General features: G+C 66.2%; 14 protein-coding genes and 1 tRNA gene. 5 read left to right on the top strand and 10 right to left on the bottom strand.

What is annotated here, in order from left to right; translation table 11 throughout:
* Window positions 1-294 precede the first annotated feature (294 nt).
* Both RBR11_RS01220 and RBR11_RS01215 read right to left on the bottom strand, forming a co-directional pair.
* A complete protein-coding gene (locus tag RBR11_RS01220; RefSeq protein WP_308487469.1) occupies window positions 295-3,999 on the bottom strand; it encodes a hypothetical protein in 3,705 nt (1,234 codons plus the stop codon).
* A 325-nt stretch (window positions 4,000-4,324) separates the two neighbouring features.
* Window positions 4,325-5,212, bottom strand: coding sequence for an HIRAN domain-containing protein (locus tag RBR11_RS01215; protein ID WP_308487468.1), 888 nt, complete (start codon window positions 5,210-5,212; stop codon window positions 4,325-4,327).
* Between the two features lie 117 nt (window positions 5,213-5,329).
* Between RBR11_RS01215 and RBR11_RS01210 the strand changes: the two genes are divergently transcribed.
* Genes RBR11_RS01210 through RBR11_RS01200 form a run of 3 tightly spaced genes read left to right on the top strand, consistent with a single transcriptional unit; the run spans window position 5,330 to window position 6,414 of the window.
* Entirely contained in the window at window positions 5,330-5,593 is a 264-nt protein-coding gene (locus tag RBR11_RS01210) for a hypothetical protein (protein ID WP_308487467.1), read from the top strand.
* Window positions 5,590-5,865, top strand: coding sequence for a hypothetical protein (locus RBR11_RS01205; protein ID WP_308487466.1), 276 nt, complete (start codon window positions 5,590-5,592; stop codon window positions 5,863-5,865). The genes RBR11_RS01210 and RBR11_RS01205 overlap by 4 nt, the downstream gene beginning before the upstream one ends.
* A gap of 51 nt (window positions 5,866-5,916) precedes the next feature.
* Window positions 5,917-6,414 carry a hypothetical protein gene (locus RBR11_RS01200; protein WP_308487465.1) on the top strand — a complete coding sequence of 166 codons (498 nt, stop codon included), beginning with the start codon at window positions 5,917-5,919 and terminating at the stop codon, window positions 6,412-6,414.
* Between the two features lie 695 nt (window positions 6,415-7,109).
* On the opposite strand, the gene RBR11_RS01195 is transcribed toward RBR11_RS01200, so the two are convergent.
* Window positions 7,110-7,814, bottom strand: a complete 705-nt coding sequence (locus RBR11_RS01195) for an HNH endonuclease (protein WP_308487464.1) — start codon at window positions 7,812-7,814, stop codon at window positions 7,110-7,112.
* Window positions 7,815-7,877: 63 nt separating this feature from the next.
* Between RBR11_RS01195 and RBR11_RS01190 the strand changes: the two genes are divergently transcribed.
* On the top strand, window positions 7,878-9,221 hold the full coding sequence (locus tag RBR11_RS01190; RefSeq protein WP_308487463.1) for a hypothetical protein: 1,344 nt from the start codon (window positions 7,878-7,880) through the stop codon (window positions 9,219-9,221).
* 149 nt (window positions 9,222-9,370) lie between these two features.
* Window positions 9,371-9,781, top strand: a complete 411-nt coding sequence (locus tag RBR11_RS01185) for a GNAT family N-acetyltransferase (RefSeq protein WP_308487462.1) — start codon at window positions 9,371-9,373, stop codon at window positions 9,779-9,781.
* A gap of 251 nt (window positions 9,782-10,032) precedes the next feature.
* Here the strand turns inward: RBR11_RS01185 and RBR11_RS01180 are convergent.
* The 7 genes from RBR11_RS01180 to RBR11_RS01150 form a co-directional block, all read right to left on the bottom strand.
* Window positions 10,033-10,107 (bottom strand) — tRNA-Gln (locus RBR11_RS01180).
* 230 nt (window positions 10,108-10,337) lie between these two features.
* The gene (gltX, locus tag RBR11_RS01175) at window positions 10,338-11,843 is read right to left on the bottom strand and encodes a glutamate--tRNA ligase (protein ID WP_308487461.1); all 1,506 of its coding nucleotides are present in this window, start codon (window positions 11,841-11,843) and stop codon (window positions 10,338-10,340) included.
* Window positions 11,844-12,017: 174 nt separating this feature from the next.
* A complete protein-coding gene (locus RBR11_RS01170) occupies window positions 12,018-13,571 on the bottom strand; it encodes a S53 family peptidase (protein ID WP_308487460.1) in 1,554 nt (517 codons plus the stop codon).
* A gap of 189 nt (window positions 13,572-13,760) precedes the next feature.
* Window positions 13,761-15,020, bottom strand: coding sequence for an MFS transporter (locus RBR11_RS01165; protein ID WP_308487459.1), 1,260 nt, complete (start codon window positions 15,018-15,020; stop codon window positions 13,761-13,763).
* The gene (locus RBR11_RS01160; protein ID WP_308487458.1) at window positions 15,017-15,796 is read right to left on the bottom strand and encodes a fumarylacetoacetate hydrolase family protein; all 780 of its coding nucleotides are present in this window, start codon (window positions 15,794-15,796) and stop codon (window positions 15,017-15,019) included. The genes RBR11_RS01165 and RBR11_RS01160 overlap by 4 nt, the downstream gene beginning before the upstream one ends.
* Before the next feature lie 128 nt (window positions 15,797-15,924).
* On the bottom strand, window positions 15,925-16,980 hold the full coding sequence (gene gnd, locus RBR11_RS01155) for a phosphogluconate dehydrogenase (NAD(+)-dependent, decarboxylating) (RefSeq protein ID WP_308487457.1): 1,056 nt from the start codon (window positions 16,978-16,980) through the stop codon (window positions 15,925-15,927).
* A gap of 93 nt (window positions 16,981-17,073) precedes the next feature.
* A complete protein-coding gene (locus tag RBR11_RS01150) occupies window positions 17,074-18,186 on the bottom strand; it encodes a branched-chain amino acid aminotransferase (RefSeq protein WP_308487456.1) in 1,113 nt (370 codons plus the stop codon).
* Window positions 18,187-18,191: the final 5 nt, after the last annotated feature.

The raw sequence follows: 18,191 nt of genomic DNA, 5'->3' as shown, positions 1-18,191 counted from the left end.
GGCATCCCAATGACTCGGATCTGGCCAAGAACCGCATAGTTCCGTGGATCAGATCATGCGCATCACGTCACGAGATGCACGGTTTGCAAGATTCTGGTCCCCTTCTGGTCCCCATCATCGACTGGTCCAAAGAAGGCCCAAGAGATACTTCGAGAGACGGCCCGCGATTGCCGAGGCTGCGACCCATCGGAGAGCGTCGTGACCAGGTCAAGGATTCAGCTCTGTGAAATCAAGGGAGCAGCGCCCGGCTCTCCGACATCAATACCAAATGCTTGCTCTTCAGGATATGAAGTGCTAAATCCCGAGTCCACGACGGCGGGCTTCAGCACGTTGATCCTCCTGAAGGGCACTGCTCTCGTACCCGTCAGCCAAACGTCTGAGAAGCGCGGCCGTTCGATCGTCGGCAGCTAGGGCAGCAGCTTGCTCTCGGTACTTTGTGGCGAGTTCGCGCTCGGCGACGCCGCCAGCCAGGCTTCGCCACCCCACGCCTCGGTCGTTGTAGATGCCGCGCCCTATGCCTTGCTCAAGCGCTTCAATGCGGAGGTCGTTGACGAGCCGGCGGATTGCTGTTGGTGGCCACTTGCCGTCGCCCGGATCATTGCCTGCGTGGCTCAAAAGCTCTCCGACGGCCCCCCAGGCGAGCGCCTTCTTCTGGTCGTCCCAATCGGCGATGAGCGTTGACACTTCGTCGGACCAACCTCTGAGTACCGACTCGTCAATTGATCCCGAATCCTGCCCACCGGGAATTGTTCTCCATGATCGAAGAACCGTCCAGCCGCGCGACGCGAGCTCGCCGTGTCGGCCCATGAGCGCCTCGAGCACCTCGACGAAACGTGCTGGCGACGCCGCCATCGAGCGGTGCAACTCAAGCTGTCGATGGTCGTTGAGCGCTGGGAGGAACGCCCACTCAAGAAGGATGAGGCGGTCCTGCACGGATGCGTCGTCCTGCAGTCTCATGGTTAGCCGGTCGATCGAATCTCCCTCGGCCTTCGTACTTCCAGCCTGACCCGCCAGAAGGCTCTCCAGGGCATCAGCGATGACCTCGTTCGCCACTCCCTCGCCCTGGAGGTCCAGGGTTGTGACTGCCAACCCGGCCTGCCCACGCTCGACGAGAGTTCGCGCGATCGCCTCGGTTGTGGGCGCATCTGCCTGCACAGACCACGGGTTGAATCCTGCCCAGAATGCTGCTTGGACTTCCTCGGTCTCCTGTCGGAGCTTTTCGATTGCACTTTCGATCGCCAAGAACTGGAAAAGATGTGCTCTCGTCTTTGCGTTTAGGTTGGGCGTGGCGACTAGTAGACGGACGGGCAAGTCAGCATCGTCCCTGGCACGCCGGGCGAGGTAACTCAGGGCAAACCTTGATCGAGCCGGTCCGGCACCGAGCAACGCCTCAAGGGTCGTGTCACCCAGCGGAGTTCCTCGAGAAGCGAGTGCCCAGGTCAGAGTGCTAACGTCGGGGAGCTGCTCGGCGAACTCGAGAACCGACTCGAAACCCAAGCCCGACTCAATTTCGTCGATGGCGGCTACCCGCAGTCGCTGCACTTCGGCGGTCTGCGCGGCCCAATCTTCCCCTCGCGGGAAATCAATCAGCCGCGGGTACCCCGTGTGGAACAGCCATTCGTTCTTGCGTCGGGGATCAGTCGGGGTCAAGTCGTCCAAAAGTGCTCGGAGCCGCAACAGATACTCAGCGGGTAGCGACCAGTCGGCATGGTCGAACTCTGTGTGGTCGGCGATCACACTTCTCAGCGCTTCGTACGGCGCCTGCTTCTCCGCGTCGGACCATCCCGCCAGCAGTTGGGCCAGCCGTCCGAGGACAAGCGTCCGCCCGTCCGAGTTGAGTTGCGGAAGCCATCCGATCGCGGCCTTGGCATGGTCCGAGCTGGTTGTTCTAGGCAGTAGCACCGACACGAGCTCAAACCTTCGATCTGCCAACTCCTCAGACGTGATGCCGGTCGGTCGGGGGCCCCACTTACGATAGCGCGGTCCGGGTTCGATGACTCCGAAACCGTCGTCGTCCACAAAGCTAGCGATGGCGTCCCAGCTCGCGCCGCCGTCGCGGTCAAGCAGCTCGGTAACTACAGCAAGTCTTTGGTCCCACGGAACGGACGTGTTCCACGTTGCCGGTGAAAGTGCCTTTCGGAGAGATTCAAGAGGCCGATTCGACCACGACCCGCCTGGATCAATCGCGTGAAGTCGAAGCAATACCGACGCCACCCGAGGAAGCGCGGCGGTCGACCATGAAAGGACATCGGCGGCGTGCACCAACTCGAGATGGGGCGAGGAAGGCCCAAAAGTCACCACCCCACGTTCGCGCGAGTCCGTAAAGATCTGTTCGGGTGGCATTGCGGCCACGGCGTCTAGATAGTCAAGAACGGCGTCCGGTGCCGCTTCGGCAAGAAGCGAGAGCGAGAACGGTCGTCCTACAAGAGCGGAGACTTCAAGCGGTTGAGCAGGAAGACCGAGTGCGTTGCGCACCACTCGAGCTGCGCTCGCGGAGGTCTTTGTTGCGGCGCCGGCGACATCTTCGTCTGCGCCCATGAGTGCCAGGACCATGCCGATGCCATCGGCGATGTCTCGCGAGTGCCGAGGCCTTATGCCTTGCATCTGCGCCCGGATGCGTTCCGTGCCATCCAGTTCGGCCAACGGGTCTGCGGTTCCCAACACGGTCGAAACCGCAGACTCAAAAGCTGCGAGGTCCTCGTCTGTGATCGAACGTGACAGCAATCGCCAGGTGTCCGTCGGGCTAACCAAGTATCGATGCGCTTCAAACTCCGCGGTGGGTCGACCTTCATTCTTCAGAATCGATGCCCACGTCCCTGATGCATCAGCATCCTCTCCCCCGAGGAGCGCGGCGACAAATAGTCGATCACCTTCGAATCCAGCATTCCAGCGAGCGATGAGCGCAAGTCGTCTCTCTCGCGCGTCTAGATCACGTCCTGCCCAGGAAGGCGTGAACAACGCCGGCTGAATAGCAAGCTCTCGGCGCAGGGTGGTGATGTCTCGACGTGCCAAGTAGCCCAATTCGTATGCCCGATGGAACTCGACTCCCTGCGTTTCCAACGCCTTTGCGGCGCCCTCGCTGTCGATCGCCGGAATCTCGAGGCTGGACATGTGGGCAGGATGCGTGAACACAAGGACGTGCGCCAGCGAGTTGTTGGGTATTGCGGTAAGCCAGGAAGCGTGCGGGATCAGTGCCACGAGTGGACGTCCGGAGCTGAGCGCGGCGACGAACGCCGCCTCCTGTTCGAAAATGACCAGGCGTGCTGCGAGCGTCGAGGAGCGATCGTCATCAAGCGCGCGTTGTGCCACCGCGGCAAACGTCGCCACCGCCGCCTCCCACTGCAAACCATCGCCACCAAAGCTGGTAATCCCGGGGCTTGCTGAATGGTCCGCTATCTGATCAACGAGCTCCTCGCGACCAGCAAGCAACACGGCAGCATCGAGCGAGACGTTTGTAGTTTCGAGCCAGCGGTTCCACCACGCGGACCAGTGGATCTGACCGACTATCGGGATTCCCATGATCGACCGCATCCACGCCGAGGTGCCGGGCGCGATCGCGAGCCAACTGACGAGGCTTTCCACATTCAGCCCACGAACGGACTTCCAGATTCCATCGTTCGTATGCTTGTCGAACTCCTTACGCTTCGTCCACTTCTGCGTTGAGACAGCACGGTAGTGCACGTCCTTCCTGAGCATTCCCAAGGGGCCATCGGTCCGCTTGAGGTAGTCGGACTCTGCCTTTCCCTGGGCACCTGTCTGCACTGATGTTTCCCAGACCGACACGCCCTTGGGCACATAGAGCGATTCACCGTGGGCCTCTACGACGAGGTCGAACCCACCGGTGTTCACCCCCGTCCCCGCGGGAGCGTCAAGAAAGACGACCTCCTCACCCGTCTCGACAATCAGTCGCGCGATCAACTCGGGAAGAACACCGTCGGAGTCGATTGCTTCGATGCTCCAACGAAGAATGTCATCGCGAGAGATGGACTCCCATGTCATCTGTCCTCCTTGGCGTCTGTGCACAAGACAGGCTACTGGCCTCGCTTGCTCGACGAGCGCGAACGAGTTTGTATCGGGCGCGACCGATTTCCACATCCGCAAGCGCCACTTCGGGACCCGGCAGCAACGCAATGGCGACCTCACCGCGAGCCCGAGGAACCCGCCGACGACCGCGGTCACCGTCCCCACCAACTACACCGGTCGACGAGACCGCTACCATAACGCGGGCAGCCGATTCGCGGCCCCAAACCCGGGAGCGGCTCGCCTCAGGCACCGAGTTCGACGATCCGCTCCGCGCCTAGCCTGCACACCGCGCACGGAGGGACTAGGTCAGCTTCTCGAAGCGCTCCTTGATGCGACTTCCTCCCCGACGTTCCGGCGGGCAGGCAGCCAGCCAGCGACTTAGCACCGCGATTTCATCGTCACGCCGCCCGAGTTTGCGATAGATGATCGCAGCCTGTTCGGTGTACCACGGCGCAGGTTCCCGGCCTTCACGCGCGGCCTCGGCCCCCTGGATCGCCGCGGTGCACAGCACCAGCGCGTCCTCGAGCCGGCCCTCGCGCTTGAGTTGCTTGATGGGCTCGACCAACTGCAAGTAGTGCACGCCATTGACCATGCCTCCCGCGAAGGACTGCGCCCGCGAGCCACCTCCTGCCAGCGCATCAGCCACCATCTTGTCGATACCGGCCTGGTGCTCTGCAACCTTCGCACCCGGCGACAGCGCCGGACGATTGAACTCCGTCCACTGCCACTCTGGCTCGCCCTCAGCCAGCCATACCCACGCCTCAGCCCGCAGACCCTTCGGCAGCATCTCCGTGAAGATCTGTACTTGAGCGGTGCGAGCGCCGTCCGCCGAGAGATCAACGTACCGGGCGAGATACCCGGGGAGGTAGCCGATCTTCTCCCCTTCGACGTGAACCGCGACGGCCATGGGGTCCGCTGGATTGTCCGGCTCTCGCTGCAGCGTTCCCGCCGTCTCGAGGTATCCGCCGACGTCGATCCCATGTCTCTCGGCGAGACGCATCACGGCCTCTCTCGCGAACGTGGTCGTCCCGGTCAGCTTGACGAGATCCTCCTCACCACCGAAGGAGTAGCTGATCTCGACACGCGGCCCCTGTGATGCCCGCGGCGGCTCTGGTGCCGAAACCAAGACGGTACTTGAATTGGCCTGCGCCTCGTCATCCCTACCGAAGAGCCGCTTGAGAAATCCCATCCCCCGATACTCCCAGAGCTACCATCACAACGAGACGGCCCCCGTCACGCAGGCGCAGCCGTCAATTTCGTTCGCGAGCACAAAAACTATGTCGTTCGCCGTCGCTAGTCTTTCCCCGTGACCACCCCAGCAGCGACCTTCGACGCACACGTTCCAACGACCTGGACGCGTACTGAACTCGAGGCAGCCGGATACGAGGGCTTTGCAACCTTCGAGGAGCTTCAGCAGCACGGGGCAACGAAGAGTCCTGGCATCTATGTGGTCCTCCGCTCCCCCGCGACGCCTCCGGTGTTCCTCACCGAAGCGAAGCCGGGCGGAGCAAAGACTTCACCGCGCCAGTTGAGCGGTTACAAGCGGAGTGGATCGGTGGCGCTGAGGTGATCTACATCGGTCTCGCGACTCACGGATCCCGTCGCGACGGCGTTCACCGACGGCTCAAGCAGTACCGGCGCACCGGCGCTGGCACGGCTGACACGCACGGCGGGGGCGTGTGGATCTTCCAACTGGAAGATGCGGCCAACTTGATCGTGTGCTGGCGAGCGGCCGACGACGAATCCGACGCGTTTGTCGCTGCGCTGGAGCATCACCTCATCGCAGACTTCGCCGCACGCCCGGAACACGGCCGACGCCCGTTCGCGAATCGAAAGGACTAGCCAGCTCCGCGGTCCAGAATTAGTGTCCGCGACCGCCGCTAGCCTTGAAATGTGAAGAAGAAGCCAGACCCCGACGCGGAGAACCGCGCACGCTGGGCTCGTGTCCGCCTGCTCAACGAGGAGCTCGACCGCCTGGGCACGGATGCCGCTGAGCGCACATCGAGCGTCACGAATAAGGCTTCATTCCTCGCCGTGTCCGCGGGCGTCCTGGTCGCTGCGGCAACGGCACAGCTCTGGAAAGTCGTACCGCTCTTCGGCGTGATGTCGCTGGCGCTGGCCTGTGTCGCGCTGGCGTGCGCAGCGGTTGCGCTCCGGCCAGCGAAGCGGATCGCTGTGCAAGCCCGACGCCTGGTCGATCGACACCTCGATTGTGGGCACACGGCCGCCCAGGTTGAAGTCGAGCTCGTCGAAGACAAAGCGACCGTACTTGCCGCGCGCGAAGATGATCTGGCCGCGCGCGCTCAGTGGGTCTGGGTGGGATTCGCGGCGCTTGCAGTCGCAGCGATCTCGCTTTCAATCGTCTTCAGTATCGAAGTTCTTAGAGGATGACTCGCATGGGAAGACCGGATTACGAAGACAGCATCGCTCGGAGTAGCGGCGATGCCGATTCCAGTGGTGAGACAAACGTTGGATACGCCTATTTCGGCCAGGGCTCGTCGATCGGGCGCGTAACCGAGGCCGCCCGAGGCAGCAACCTCAGAGAAGTAGTGGCTACACGAATGGAGAGCGACAATGAGCCGGCCTGACTACGAGGAGTCAACCAGCGGCGGAGGCAACAGCAACGAGGCGCCGTCGTCTCCGGGCGGAGGCAACATCGGCTGGTCCCAGAACACCCAGCCACCTGGAGAGCTGCAGATCCGGTAGGCGCGGGTGTCCGCGTATCGCAGAATCATCTCGGCGGTGCGCGGACACACCCGGCGAGGCGAGCCTTTGCCCAGCGCCTATCGCTCGACGCGGACGGCGAGTCCTGCCCTCACAAGCTCGTCGATCGCCGCAGCGATATCATCCGGGTCCTCGTAGGCCTCGTCGTAGTGATTGACGGGTTGGCACCCTGCTCAGTGAGCAGCAGCGTGAACAGTCCCTTGGCGATCAGGGAGCGGTTCGGGTCGCTCAACACCCGATCGGGGACGACGAGGTCTGCGAGGTTGTCGTACACAGGCCTGACGCCATTGGATACGATCCAATCGTCGGGTGCTGCCATCGGCTATCTCCAGACGTCGCGCATCAGATTGTTGAAAAAGGCATCACCTCCGGACGGTCGGGGCGACTCCTCCTGGTGCGGGGGGCAGCGCGGTTGCATCGAGGTAGGCCAGTACCCGATCAAAGTGGGTGTCTTTGCTATTGATGCGGAGGCCTTCGGCCCTGAGCAGATCCAGGAAGCGCTCCTTGCGACGGGCTTGCAGCGTTCGCCATAGTCCGTTCCAGGCGTTCTCGTCATCGGCGAGCAGCTGCGGCTCAGGCGGCGCGACGCGGGCGTCCATCATGCCTACGAGAAGTGCCCGACTCTCGTCGCTCGCCGGCACCATGTGTTCCGCCGTCTTCGCATGGTGGCAGTCGAGGCAGAGCAACTGCAGGTTGTCCGCATCGTCCGCGCTTCCTGCGATGTGGTCGACCTCGACGCCAGGTTTGCCGCATTGCTGGCAGCGTCCGTTGTCGCGTAGGCGGATCTCCGCACGGAGTCGCGGCGTGAGGTTGCGGCCGAGAGAGCGATAACCGCCGACTAGCAGGAACGCGTTCTTGGTCTGGACAGCGAGTTGAACGTCCGGGTCGTGAATGCGTCCGTCGCGGAAGACTCGGCGCAGGTATCGAACCTGCGCCGCAATCTCCTGACACCAGGTCGAGCAGTACAGGCCCTGCGCATCCAGCGGAAGGGCGGTGAGACAGTTCGCGCAGTGGTCATCGATGAAATACCGGCTGTGCGGTACTTCGACGACGAATGGTGATTCCATATCGTCACCGTAGCCCGAAGGGACGTCGGTATGTGTTCGGGATCCGGCGCTACGCTTCCACCCGTGACCAAGAACCCCCAGCAACTGAATCAGCAGCAGGTCGACGTCCTGAGGTGGGTCCGGGACGGATGTCCCGACGGCGTCTACACCAAGGGCTGGGAGCACCGCATCATGGCTCGTGCCCTCGAACGCCGCGGACTGGTCAGTATCGGCGGGCGCGGCCCAACCTGGGTGGCGTCCATCACCACGGCCGGACGAGCCTGGCTTGACTCGCCACCGACCGAGGCCGAGATGGTCCCAGAAGACTCCGAAGCCGACCGCCTCATCGTCGACGTCATTGAGGCCGGCGGTACGCTCCCGATCAGCGCCGCCGATGCGGAGGCGAAGCCGTGGGACAAACTGGTGCGGCTCAGCTTGAAATCGCCGAAGCGCCCCCACGGCAAGAAGCTCACCATCACTCGAGTCGGCGGCTGGTACGGCAAAGAGCAGCAGATCTCGTTCACGGAGCGATTCGAGGACTACGTCACCACGACTCCGGTGCCGGTGTCTGAGCGCGTGGGAAAGTATCACCCGGTCGTCAAGCAGTACCTCGCCGACAAGCACTGGCAGTACGTCAGCAAGGAGTACCTGCCACGGGCAGGGCGCATTCTGCAGGCGGTCGCCGCAGAGGCCGAACGTCGCGGCATGGGCGTGATCGAGCCGAGCAAGGCGAAGAAGAACCAGGGGCAGCCGCAGTACAAGCGCGTGACCGGGCACCTCTGGCTCAAGACGGCCTCCGGCGAGTACTCGATCGAGATCAAGGAGATCCCCGGCAAGGGCGGCGCCAAGCGCGGGTACTACGGCGACTATCCGAAGAGCACGCCGCGATGGATCAACCAACGCCAGACAGACTTCATCAGCACGGGACGTTTTGAGCTGATCCTCGACGGGCCGCGCACGCCCTACCAGGGCGAGCATTTCCGGGACTCGGGCAGCACCACCGTCGAGCACAAGTTGCCTGGCCTCTTCGCCCGACTCGACACCTACGCTCTGGAAGCCGAATGGGCCGAGAAGGAGCGTATCCGAGAGAAGGCGGGGCGCCAGCGGCAGTGGGAAGCGGCCATGATCAAGGCTAGGTCGGAGTATGCGCAGGCGGCCCGCTGGGTGCACTTCACGACCCTGGCGAAGGAGAGCGAGAAGCTTCGGAGATATCGAGACTTCCTGGCTGCCGCGACCGAAGCTGCTTCAGCCCTTCCCTCCGAAGCGCAGACAGCCACCGCCGACTATCTGAGCGAGATCCGCTCGATCATCGACGGACGAGACCCTATGGCAACACCGAGTCTGATACTCCCTGAGGTGTCAGAGCCGACACTTGAGCAGCTGAAGCCGTTCCTCGGCAGATGGAGTCCATACGGCGCCGAGGCCTGAGATCCCGTTAGCACGCAGGCCCTGTTGACGTCGTGTTCCCAGCAGCGCCAGTCCACGTCCAGCGAGATGTCGCTCATCAACTTTGTCGCGACGAACACGCACAAGGGCTGCTGCACCGTGTGACGTCGGAGAACCGGGATGATTGTGGGATGCCTCTCGTGATGTCCCGAGTTAACCGGTTCGACTACGAATCCGGGTACGACTATTCCTGGGATGCAACGCCGGGGCCTGATGAACGAGACTATGCGATCTACTCAGTTGCCGAGGACGGCGTCCCTGTGGCTCGTGCGCTCGTCAATACCAAGCCCCTGCTTCTCGTCGGATACACAGCGCCACCAGAGCTATTGACGACTGAACTTGACTATTTCGAGGTACACAAGAGCCACCGAGGCCGCGGCGTTGGTGGACGCGTAACGCAAGCTCTGACAGCCGCCCACGGCCGGTTGCACGCTCTGTCTTCGCCGGATGCAGTTGGTTTCTACCGCTCCATCGGCTGGTCAGAATATCTCCATGAGAGCGGTCGTTCACTCAGCCAGGCGGAGCTGTTCGTTGGCCCCTGATGGTAGGCACGGGCGCGCACCCAGCGGGCACGAGATGAACCAATAATGCGCGGCTCGTCAGTTTCCTGGTCCGGTTGAAGTTGATGTGTTGGGCGCAACCGCAGTGTTCGAGAGATCCGTGCTGCCCGGGATCTAGACCACCCTGGGGTTATAGGCCAATCTGGCCTATAGCCCGGATCCGGTCTCCCCCATCAGGAAACGACAGAGGCCCGGATCACTGATTTTCCTCAGTGTTTCCGGGCCTTCTCTGTTGGCTGGGGTACCTGGACTCGAACCAAGAACAACTGAACCAGAATCAGCCGTGTTGCCAATTACACCATACCCCAAGGGCGGAACCGGAGCCCCGCACCGAGGTTCAAGCTTACCCGAGCGCGGGCCGGAACGCCAAAACGGCCGGCCGGCCCGCACTCCCGGGCGCGTCGCGGGCTCATCCACCACTATGGGGGTGCACCCGGCCGGTTTGGGGCACAGTCTGCCGGGAAAGGTGGTCGAACCGCGCCCCGAAACGCCGAACCGCGCCCCAAACCCAACGGTGTGGAGCGCGGTCCGCCACAACTCAGACCTGCAGGGCCGCCAGGGCTCGCAGGCGGCGCAGCGTCTCGTCCTTGCCGAGCAGCTCCATCGATTCGAACAACGGCGGCGACACCTTGCGGCCGGTCAGGGCGACGCGGGGCGGGCCGTAGGCGACACGCGGCTTGAGGCCGAGACCGTCGACCAGGGCCGCGGCCAGGGCGTCCTGGATCACCGTCGGCGTGAACGTCTCCAGCGGCTCCAGCGCGGTCGCGCAGGCCTCGAGCACCTCGGCGGCGTTCTCCGGCAGACCCTTGAGCGCGTCGGCCTCGTACGAGACCTCGGATGCGAAGAGGAAGCCGAGCATGCCGGGCGTCTCGCCGAGCAGCTGCACGCGCTCCTGCACGAGGGGAGCTGCGCGGAACGCGAGCACGATCTGCTCGTGCGTCGGCTCGCCGTCGAAGACGTCGGCGGCGGCGAGGTACGGCAGGATCCGCTCGGCGAAGTCCTTCGGCTCGAGCGTGCGGATGTGGTCGCCGTTGATCGACTCGGCCTTCTTCTGGTCGAAGCGGGCGGGGTTCGGGTTGACGTTGACGATGTCGAACGCCGCGGTGAACTCCTCGAGGGAGAACACGTCGCGGTCGGGGCCGATCGACCAGCCGAGCAGGGCGAGGTAGTTCAGCAGGCCCTCGTGGATGAAGCCGCGCTCGCGATGCAGGAACAGGTCGGCCTGCGGGTCGCGCTTGGACAGCTTCTTGTTGCCGGTCTCCCCCAGCACGAGCGGCATGTGCGCGAAGCGCGGCACGAACGTCGTCACGCCGGCGTCGATGAGGGCGCCGTAGAGGGCGAGCTGGCGCGCGGTGGACGGCATCAGGTCCTCGCCGCGGAGCACGTGCGTGATCCCCATCAGCGCGTCGTCGACCGGGTTCACCAGCGTGTACAGCGGGGCGCCGTTCGGGCGCACGACGACGAAGTCGGGGAAGGATCCGGCCGGGAAGGTCACCTCGCCGCGGATCAGGTCGACGTACGTGACGTCCTCGTCCGGCACGCGCAGGCGCAGCGCGGGCTGACGGCCCTCCGCGCGGAACGCGGCCCGCTGCTCCTCGGTGAGGTCGCGGTCGAAGTTGTCGTAGCCGAGCTGCTTGGCACGGCCGTTCGCCTCGTTGCGGGCGTCGATCTCCTCGGCCGTGGAGTAGCTCTCGTACACGGATCCGGCGGCCTTGAGCTTCTCGATCACCTCGAGGTAGATGTCGCCGCGCTGGGACTGCCGGTACGGGCCGTGCGGGCCGCCGACCTCGACACCCTCGTCCCAGTCGATCTCGAGCCAGGTCAGCGCGTCGACGAGCTGGCGGAAGCTCTCCTCGCTGTCGCGGGCGGCGTCGGTGTCCTCGATGCGGAACACGAGCTTGCCGCCGGTGTGCCGGGCGTAGGCCCAGTTGTACAGCGCGGTGCGGACCATGCCGACATGCGGCAGGCCGGTCGGCGAGGGGCAGAAGCGGACGCGGACGTCGGCACCGGACGCAGTCGTGGTGCGGGGATCGGGAGTAGCCATAGCCCTTCAATCCTAGTTCGGCGGCCGGCCCACCCCCGGACGCGGGACCGACGGTTCGAGGAGCGCGAAGTGTCGTCAGAACGCCCGCGGAACGACGCTGTGCGCTCCTCGCGATGGCGCCGGGGCAGAGTCCGGGGGCGGGCGGCACCGGCCACCCGCCCCCGGACCGTCGACTCACTGCGCGACGAGCTGGGCGACGTACCCCGGAACCATGGGCGAGCCCCATCCGGTGGTCAGGTCGTATCCGGTCGTCGTCGGGTAGCCCGGGATCACATTCGGCGTCAGAGATCCGTCGGCTGCCAGCGCCCACATGCGGTTGCTGTCCAGCATCCCGCTCGGCGTCGTGCCGTACTTCTGCGGCACGATGTCGTTGAACGCCACGGACTTGTCGAACGAAGAGCTGTAGATCGCGTTGTTCAGATTGCCGATCGGCCCCTTGCCCGCGGCCGCTCGCGCCTGGTTCGCGATCGCGGTCGCCGCTGCCGCCTGCGGCGAGGCCGCCGAGGTGCCGCCGAAGACGCCCCACGCCGCGGGACCCTGGGTGCTCGGGAAGTAGGTGTGGAAGACGAGCACGCCGCCGTTCACCGCCGCGTTCCAGGACAGATCCGGCACACCGCGCTGGGAGCCGACGATCCCCGAGACGCCGTCCTGGAAGGCCGGACGCGAGTAAATCGTGGACAGGCCGCCGCCCGTGCCGATCTGGAAGCCGCCCTCGTTCCACACCGCCTCGGTGTTGCCGCCGACGTTCCAGCCCCAGTATGCGGGATTGCGGGCCCCGCTCGGGAGGAAGGGCACGTCCTGAGTCGGGTTCCAGGTCCAGCCGTCCTGCACCTGCGTGCCACCGACCGAGGTCACGAACGGCGAGACGTTCGGATAGCTCACCTCGGGCGTCGAGCCGACGGTCGTGCTGCGGTGCACGTTGATGAATCCAGTGGATCCGTTGTCGCCCGAGGACGACAAGAACGTGTCGCCCTTCGCGAGTCCGCGCTGGAACGTCTGGTCGAACTTCGTGAACTGCGACTTCGCGGCCGCGGTGGATCCGAAGGTCTGCTCATCGGTCCCGAACGACATCGAGAACACCGTCCCGGACGGGTACTTGTCGATCGCCCCGTCGATGGCCTTCATCAGATTGGGCAGGCCCTGCACGCCCTGGGTCTCGGCGGGCGGGGTGGCCAGCAGCACGATGTGCGCCTTCGGCGCCATCGCGTACGCCCACTGCACGTCGAGGTTCGCCTCGCCGGCCCAGCTCGCGGCGGCGTTCGGGCCGGACTGCCCTACGCCATTGCCGGTCGGGTTCGTGTAGTCGGGCATGCCCAGCGGCGCGACCGACTCGAAGTCCGGCTTCGGGCCGCCGAACGTCTGCGCGAAGAAGTTCAGGTCGTTCGCCGCGGTCGGGCTGCCGTACGCATCGACGAGCACGATCGTCTGACCGGCGCCGTCGTTGCTCGTCGCCAGGGGGCCGAGACCGTAGTGCGCACGCAGCTGGTCGGGCGTGTAGCAGTGGATCGTCTTGGAGACTCGCCCGTCCGGTGCAGGCCGGGTGCACGCGATTGAGCCCGGGCCCGCGTCGGCCGCGGACGTGAACGCGGAGTCCGGCGCCTGCGCCGCATAGGGCACCACGGTTCCCGCGGCCGGTGGCGGTGACGACACCGGTGAGAGCGCGAGCGCTGTCGCGCCGGCCATCGCGGAGACGCCGAGTGCGGCGAAGAGGGTCCTTGTTCGTGACATGCCAACCTCCTTGTTGACGGATCACCCGGACCACCGGATCAGCGGGCCGGGACCGTGGACGACGCTAGCATCGCGATCAGCTCCCACACAGGAGGATTCAGCCGGTTCATAAGGAGCCGAGACCGTGGCTCCACCCGATATTCCGGATGCCGCTGCTGAACGTGTTGCAGAGGCCGCCGCAGCCTGCGCTCAGCGCTTCCCGAGCGGGGAGAGCAGAACGATCGCGATGACCACGACGAGCGCGGCGATCGCGAGCCCCGCGTAGGAGAACGCACCGAGGATGAAACCGGCGAGCACCGCACCGCCCGCCGCGGACAGGCTCATCAGCGAGTCGCTGCGGCCCTGGCGGCGCGTGCGCAGCGCCGGAGCGGACGCCTCGGTGAGCAGCGCGGCACCGGCGACCGTGGCGGCGCTCCAGCCCAGGCCGAGCAGGATGAGCGCGACCATGACGCCCCAGGCGGTCTCCCCCGCGAGCATCGCGAAGCACATCGCCGCGACGAGCAGCGCCTGCCCGAGCAGCACGGTGCGCAGCCGTCCCCAGCGGTCGGCGAGGATCCCGAACACCGGCGACAGCCCGTACATGCCGGCCACGTGCATCGCGATCGTGACCCCGACCAGGACCGTGACGTTCATCTCCACCGCGGCGGTCGACATGCCGCTCATGCCGCTCATCGCCATGTGCGAGAGGTGCACCGGCGTCATCGCCATGACCGAGGCCATGGTCACGTGCGAGCCGGCGATCGCGAAGATCGCGTAGCGGGCCGCGATCGGGCGATCCACCCGCTCGACGCCGGCGGTGAAGGATCCGGTCTCCGGCAGCGTGCGGGAGACGAGCAGCGGATCCGGGCGCAGCGCGATCAGATAGAGCGCGAACGCGGCGACCTGCGCGACGAGCGAGAACAGGTACGAGCCGGTGTGCACCGGCATCCCGATCGCGTGCCCGATGCGCTCCCCCGGGCCGAGCAGGAGGGGACCCGCGACTCCGCCGATCGTCGTCGCCCAGACCACGATCGAGAGGTCGCGGCCGCGGTGCTCGGGCAGGGCGAGGTCGGTCGCGGCGAACCGGGACTGCAGGTTGCCGGCATTGCCCATGCCGATGAGGATGATGCCGAGGAGCAGGATCGGGAACACCCGGATCGCGGCGGCGGAGATCACGATCGCGATACCGACGAGCGCCATCGCATTGCCCACCGTCAGCGAGAATCGACGACCGAACCGGCTGGCGAAGCGGGCCAGCGGGATCGCCGCGAGGGCGGCGCCGAGGGTGACCGAGGCCGTCGCGAGACCCGACAGCGCGTCGTTGCCGGAGATGTCGGCGGCGAGCAGCGCGCCGAGCGAGACAGTCGCACCGAACGCGATCCCGCCGAGCACCTGGCCCAGGGAGAGGATCCCGACGGTGCGCCGCTGAATGGCGAGTCGGTCGACCGCGGTGAGCGCGGAGGCGCTCATGGGGCCGGGACCGCGTCCCGCACGGAGTTGCGGAGCGTGCCGATCCCGGCGATCTCCACCTCGATCGCGTCGCCGGCCTGGAACGGCCCCACGCCCGCGGGCGTGCCCGTCATGATGACGTCGCCCGGCAGCAGCGTGAACACGGCGCTGGCGTAGGCGATGATGTCGGCGACGGAGTGGATCATGTCGCTGAGCGGGGCCTGCTGGCGCACCTCGCCGTTCACGCGGGTGGTCAGCGACGCGGCGTCGAGGTCGAGGTCGGTCTCGATCCACGGCCCGAGCGGGCAGAACGTGTCGAAGCCCTTCGCGCGGGACCACTGCCCGTCCTTGCGCTGCAGGTCGCGTGCCGTGACGTCGTTGCCGACGGTGTACCCGAAGACGTAGTCGTGCGCGTTCTCGGCGAGCACGTTCTTCGCGATCCGGCCGATCACGACGACCAGCTCGCCCTCGTGCTCGGTGCGCTCGGACAGCGCGGTCGGGCGCACGATCGCGTCGCCCGGGCCGATCACGGCCGTGTTCGGCTTGAGGAACAGCAGCGGCTCGGCGGGGGCCTCGCCGCCCATCTCGGCGGCGTGGTCGTGGTAGTTCTTGCCGACGCAGACGACCTTCGAGCGCGGGATCACCGGGGCGAGCAGGGCGGCGTCGGCGAGCGGCACGCGCTCCCCCGTCGTCTCATACCCGGCGAACATCGGATCCCCGGCCAGCACGACGAGCTCGTCGTCGTCGAGGATGCCGAACTTGATGCCGTCGTTGTGGCTGAACCGCGCGATCTTCACGCGTCCCAGCCTAGCCACGACCCGTGGTCGTCGAGCGAGCGCAGCGAGACGAAACGCGGCGCGTCACGGAAGGCGTTTCGTCTCGGTCGGCTCCGCCGTCTCGCTCAACGACCGGTCTCGGGCGACCGTCAGGAGTGCTCGGCCTTGTTGCCGCCGGCCTCGAGCACGTCGCCGGCGGGCAGCTCCTGGTGACCGCCGAACTGCAGCCGCATCGCGGAGAGCACCTGGTTCGCGAAACGGTCCTCGTCGCGCGAGGCGAACCGCTCGAACAGCGACGCGGCGAGCACCGGCACGGGCACGCCCACGTCCACCGCCGCCTTGACGGTCCAGCGGCCCTCGCCCGAGTCGGAGACCCGGCCCGCGAGACCCTCGAGCGTCGGGTTGGCCTGCAGTGCGGCCGCGGTGAGGTCCAGCAGCCAGGACGAGATGACGGATCCGCGGCGCCAGAGCTCGGCGACCTTCGGAGTGTCGATGTCGAACTGGTAGAACTCCGGCTCCTCGAGCGGGGCGACCTCGGCGGAGTGCTCCGCCTCGCGGATCCCGGCGTCGGCGTTCTCGAGCAGGTTGAGGCCCTCGGCGAGGGCCGCCATGATGCCGTACTCGATGCCGTTGTGCACCATCTTCACGAAGTGTCCGGCGCCGGAGGGGCCGCAGTGCAGGAAGCCGAGCTCCTCGGGCGCGAGCGCCCCCGCGCGGCCGGGCGTGCGCTCGATCTCGCCGACGCCCGGGGCCACGGTCTCCAGGATCGGCGTGATCGTCGCGACGGCCTCGTCCGGGCCGCCGACCATGAGGCAGTAGCCGCGCTCGAGGCCGAACACGCCGCCGCTCGTGCCGACGTCGACGTAGTTCAGGCCCTTCTCGCGCAGCGCCTTGGCCCGGCGCACGTCGTCGCGGTAGTTCGAGTTGCCGCCGTCGATGAGGATGTCGCCGGGCTGGAGCACGGCGGAGAGCTCGTCGACGACGCGGCCGGTGAGCCCGGCCGGGATCATCAGCCACACCACGCGCGGCCCGTCGAGCTTGGCGGCCAGGTCGGCGTAGTCGGTCGCGCCGATCGCCCCTTCCGCCACGAGCGCCGCGACGGCATCGGGGTTGACGTCGTAGACGACGCACTCGTGCCCTCCGCGCATCAGGCGGCGCACGATGTTGGCGCCCATCCGTCCGAGTCCGACCATGGCGAGCTTCATCGAAAGGATCCTCTCCTCTGCGGCGTCCGCAGTCCGTGCGCCGCCTCGGCGGCCGGTGGGCCGCCGAGGCCGGCGGCATCGGGGTGGGGCGGGTCAGGCGTCCAGGCGGACGAGCCAGCCGTGCGTGTCCTCGCGGCGGCCGTACTGGATGTCGGTGAGCTCCTCGCGCAGCGACATGGCCAGCTCGGTCGACTCCGGGCCCTCGTGCACGATCTCGAAGTCCTCGGCCATCAGCTTTCCGATCGGCACGACCACAGCGGCGGTGCCGCACGCGAAGGCGCCGATGATCTCGCCGGAGGCGGCGCCTTCGCGCCACTCGTTGATCGAGAGCTTGCGCTGCTCGACGGTCAGGCCGCGGTCCTTCGCGAGCTCGAGGATCGACGCGAGGGTGATGCCCTCGAGGATCGAGTCGGACTCGGGGGTGATCAGGCGGCCGTCGCGCGTGACGAGGACGACGTTCATGCCGCCGAGCTCCTCGATGTACTCGCCGTCGAGGAAGAGCACCTGCTGGCAGCCCTTCTCGTAGGCCTCCGCCTGCGGCAGCAGGCTCGAGGCGTAGTTGCCTCCGGTCTTCGCGGCGCCCGTGCCGCCGTGGCCGGCACGCGCGTAGTTCGTGGACAGCCAGATGCTCACCGGGGCGACGCCGGTCGGGAAGTACGGTCCGGCCGGGCTGGCGATGAGGTAGTAGGCGACCTTCTTCGCGGCGCGGACGCCGAGGAAGGCCTCCTTGGCGAACATGAACGGCCGCAGGTACAGGCTCTCCTCGGCGTTGCTGGGCACCCAGGCCGAGTCGACCGCGAGGAGCTGCTTGAGCGACTCGATGAACAGCTCGGTGGGCAGCTCGGGCAGGGCGAGGCGGCGCGCGGAGCGCTGCAGGCGGGCCGCGTTCCGGTCGGGGCGGAAGGTCCACACCGAGCCGTCGGCGTGACGGTACGCCTTGAGCCCCTCGAAGATCTCCTGCGAGTAGTGCAGCACGGCGGCCGCGGGGTCGAGCTGGATCGGGCCGTAGGGCGAGACGCGGGGGCGGTGCCAGCCGCCCTTGTCCGACCAGCACAGGTCGACCATGTGGTCGGTGAAGTGCACGCCGAAGCCGGGGCTCTGCAGGATCTCCGCGCGCTCGGCGTCGGAGGCGGCGTCCTCGTTGCGGGTGATCCGCCAGATGAGGCCGGAGGGGGACGGTGCCTGAAGGGGAAGTCCGATGGTCATGATTC

Origin of the sequence: Microbacterium capsulatum, from assembly GCF_030865425.1 — a bacterium.
GTDB lineage: Bacteria > Actinomycetota > Actinomycetes > Actinomycetales > Microbacteriaceae > Microbacterium > Microbacterium capsulatum.
Note: the sequence above shows the minus strand (reverse complement) of the source record. Positions and strands in the feature narration are given on the sequence as shown.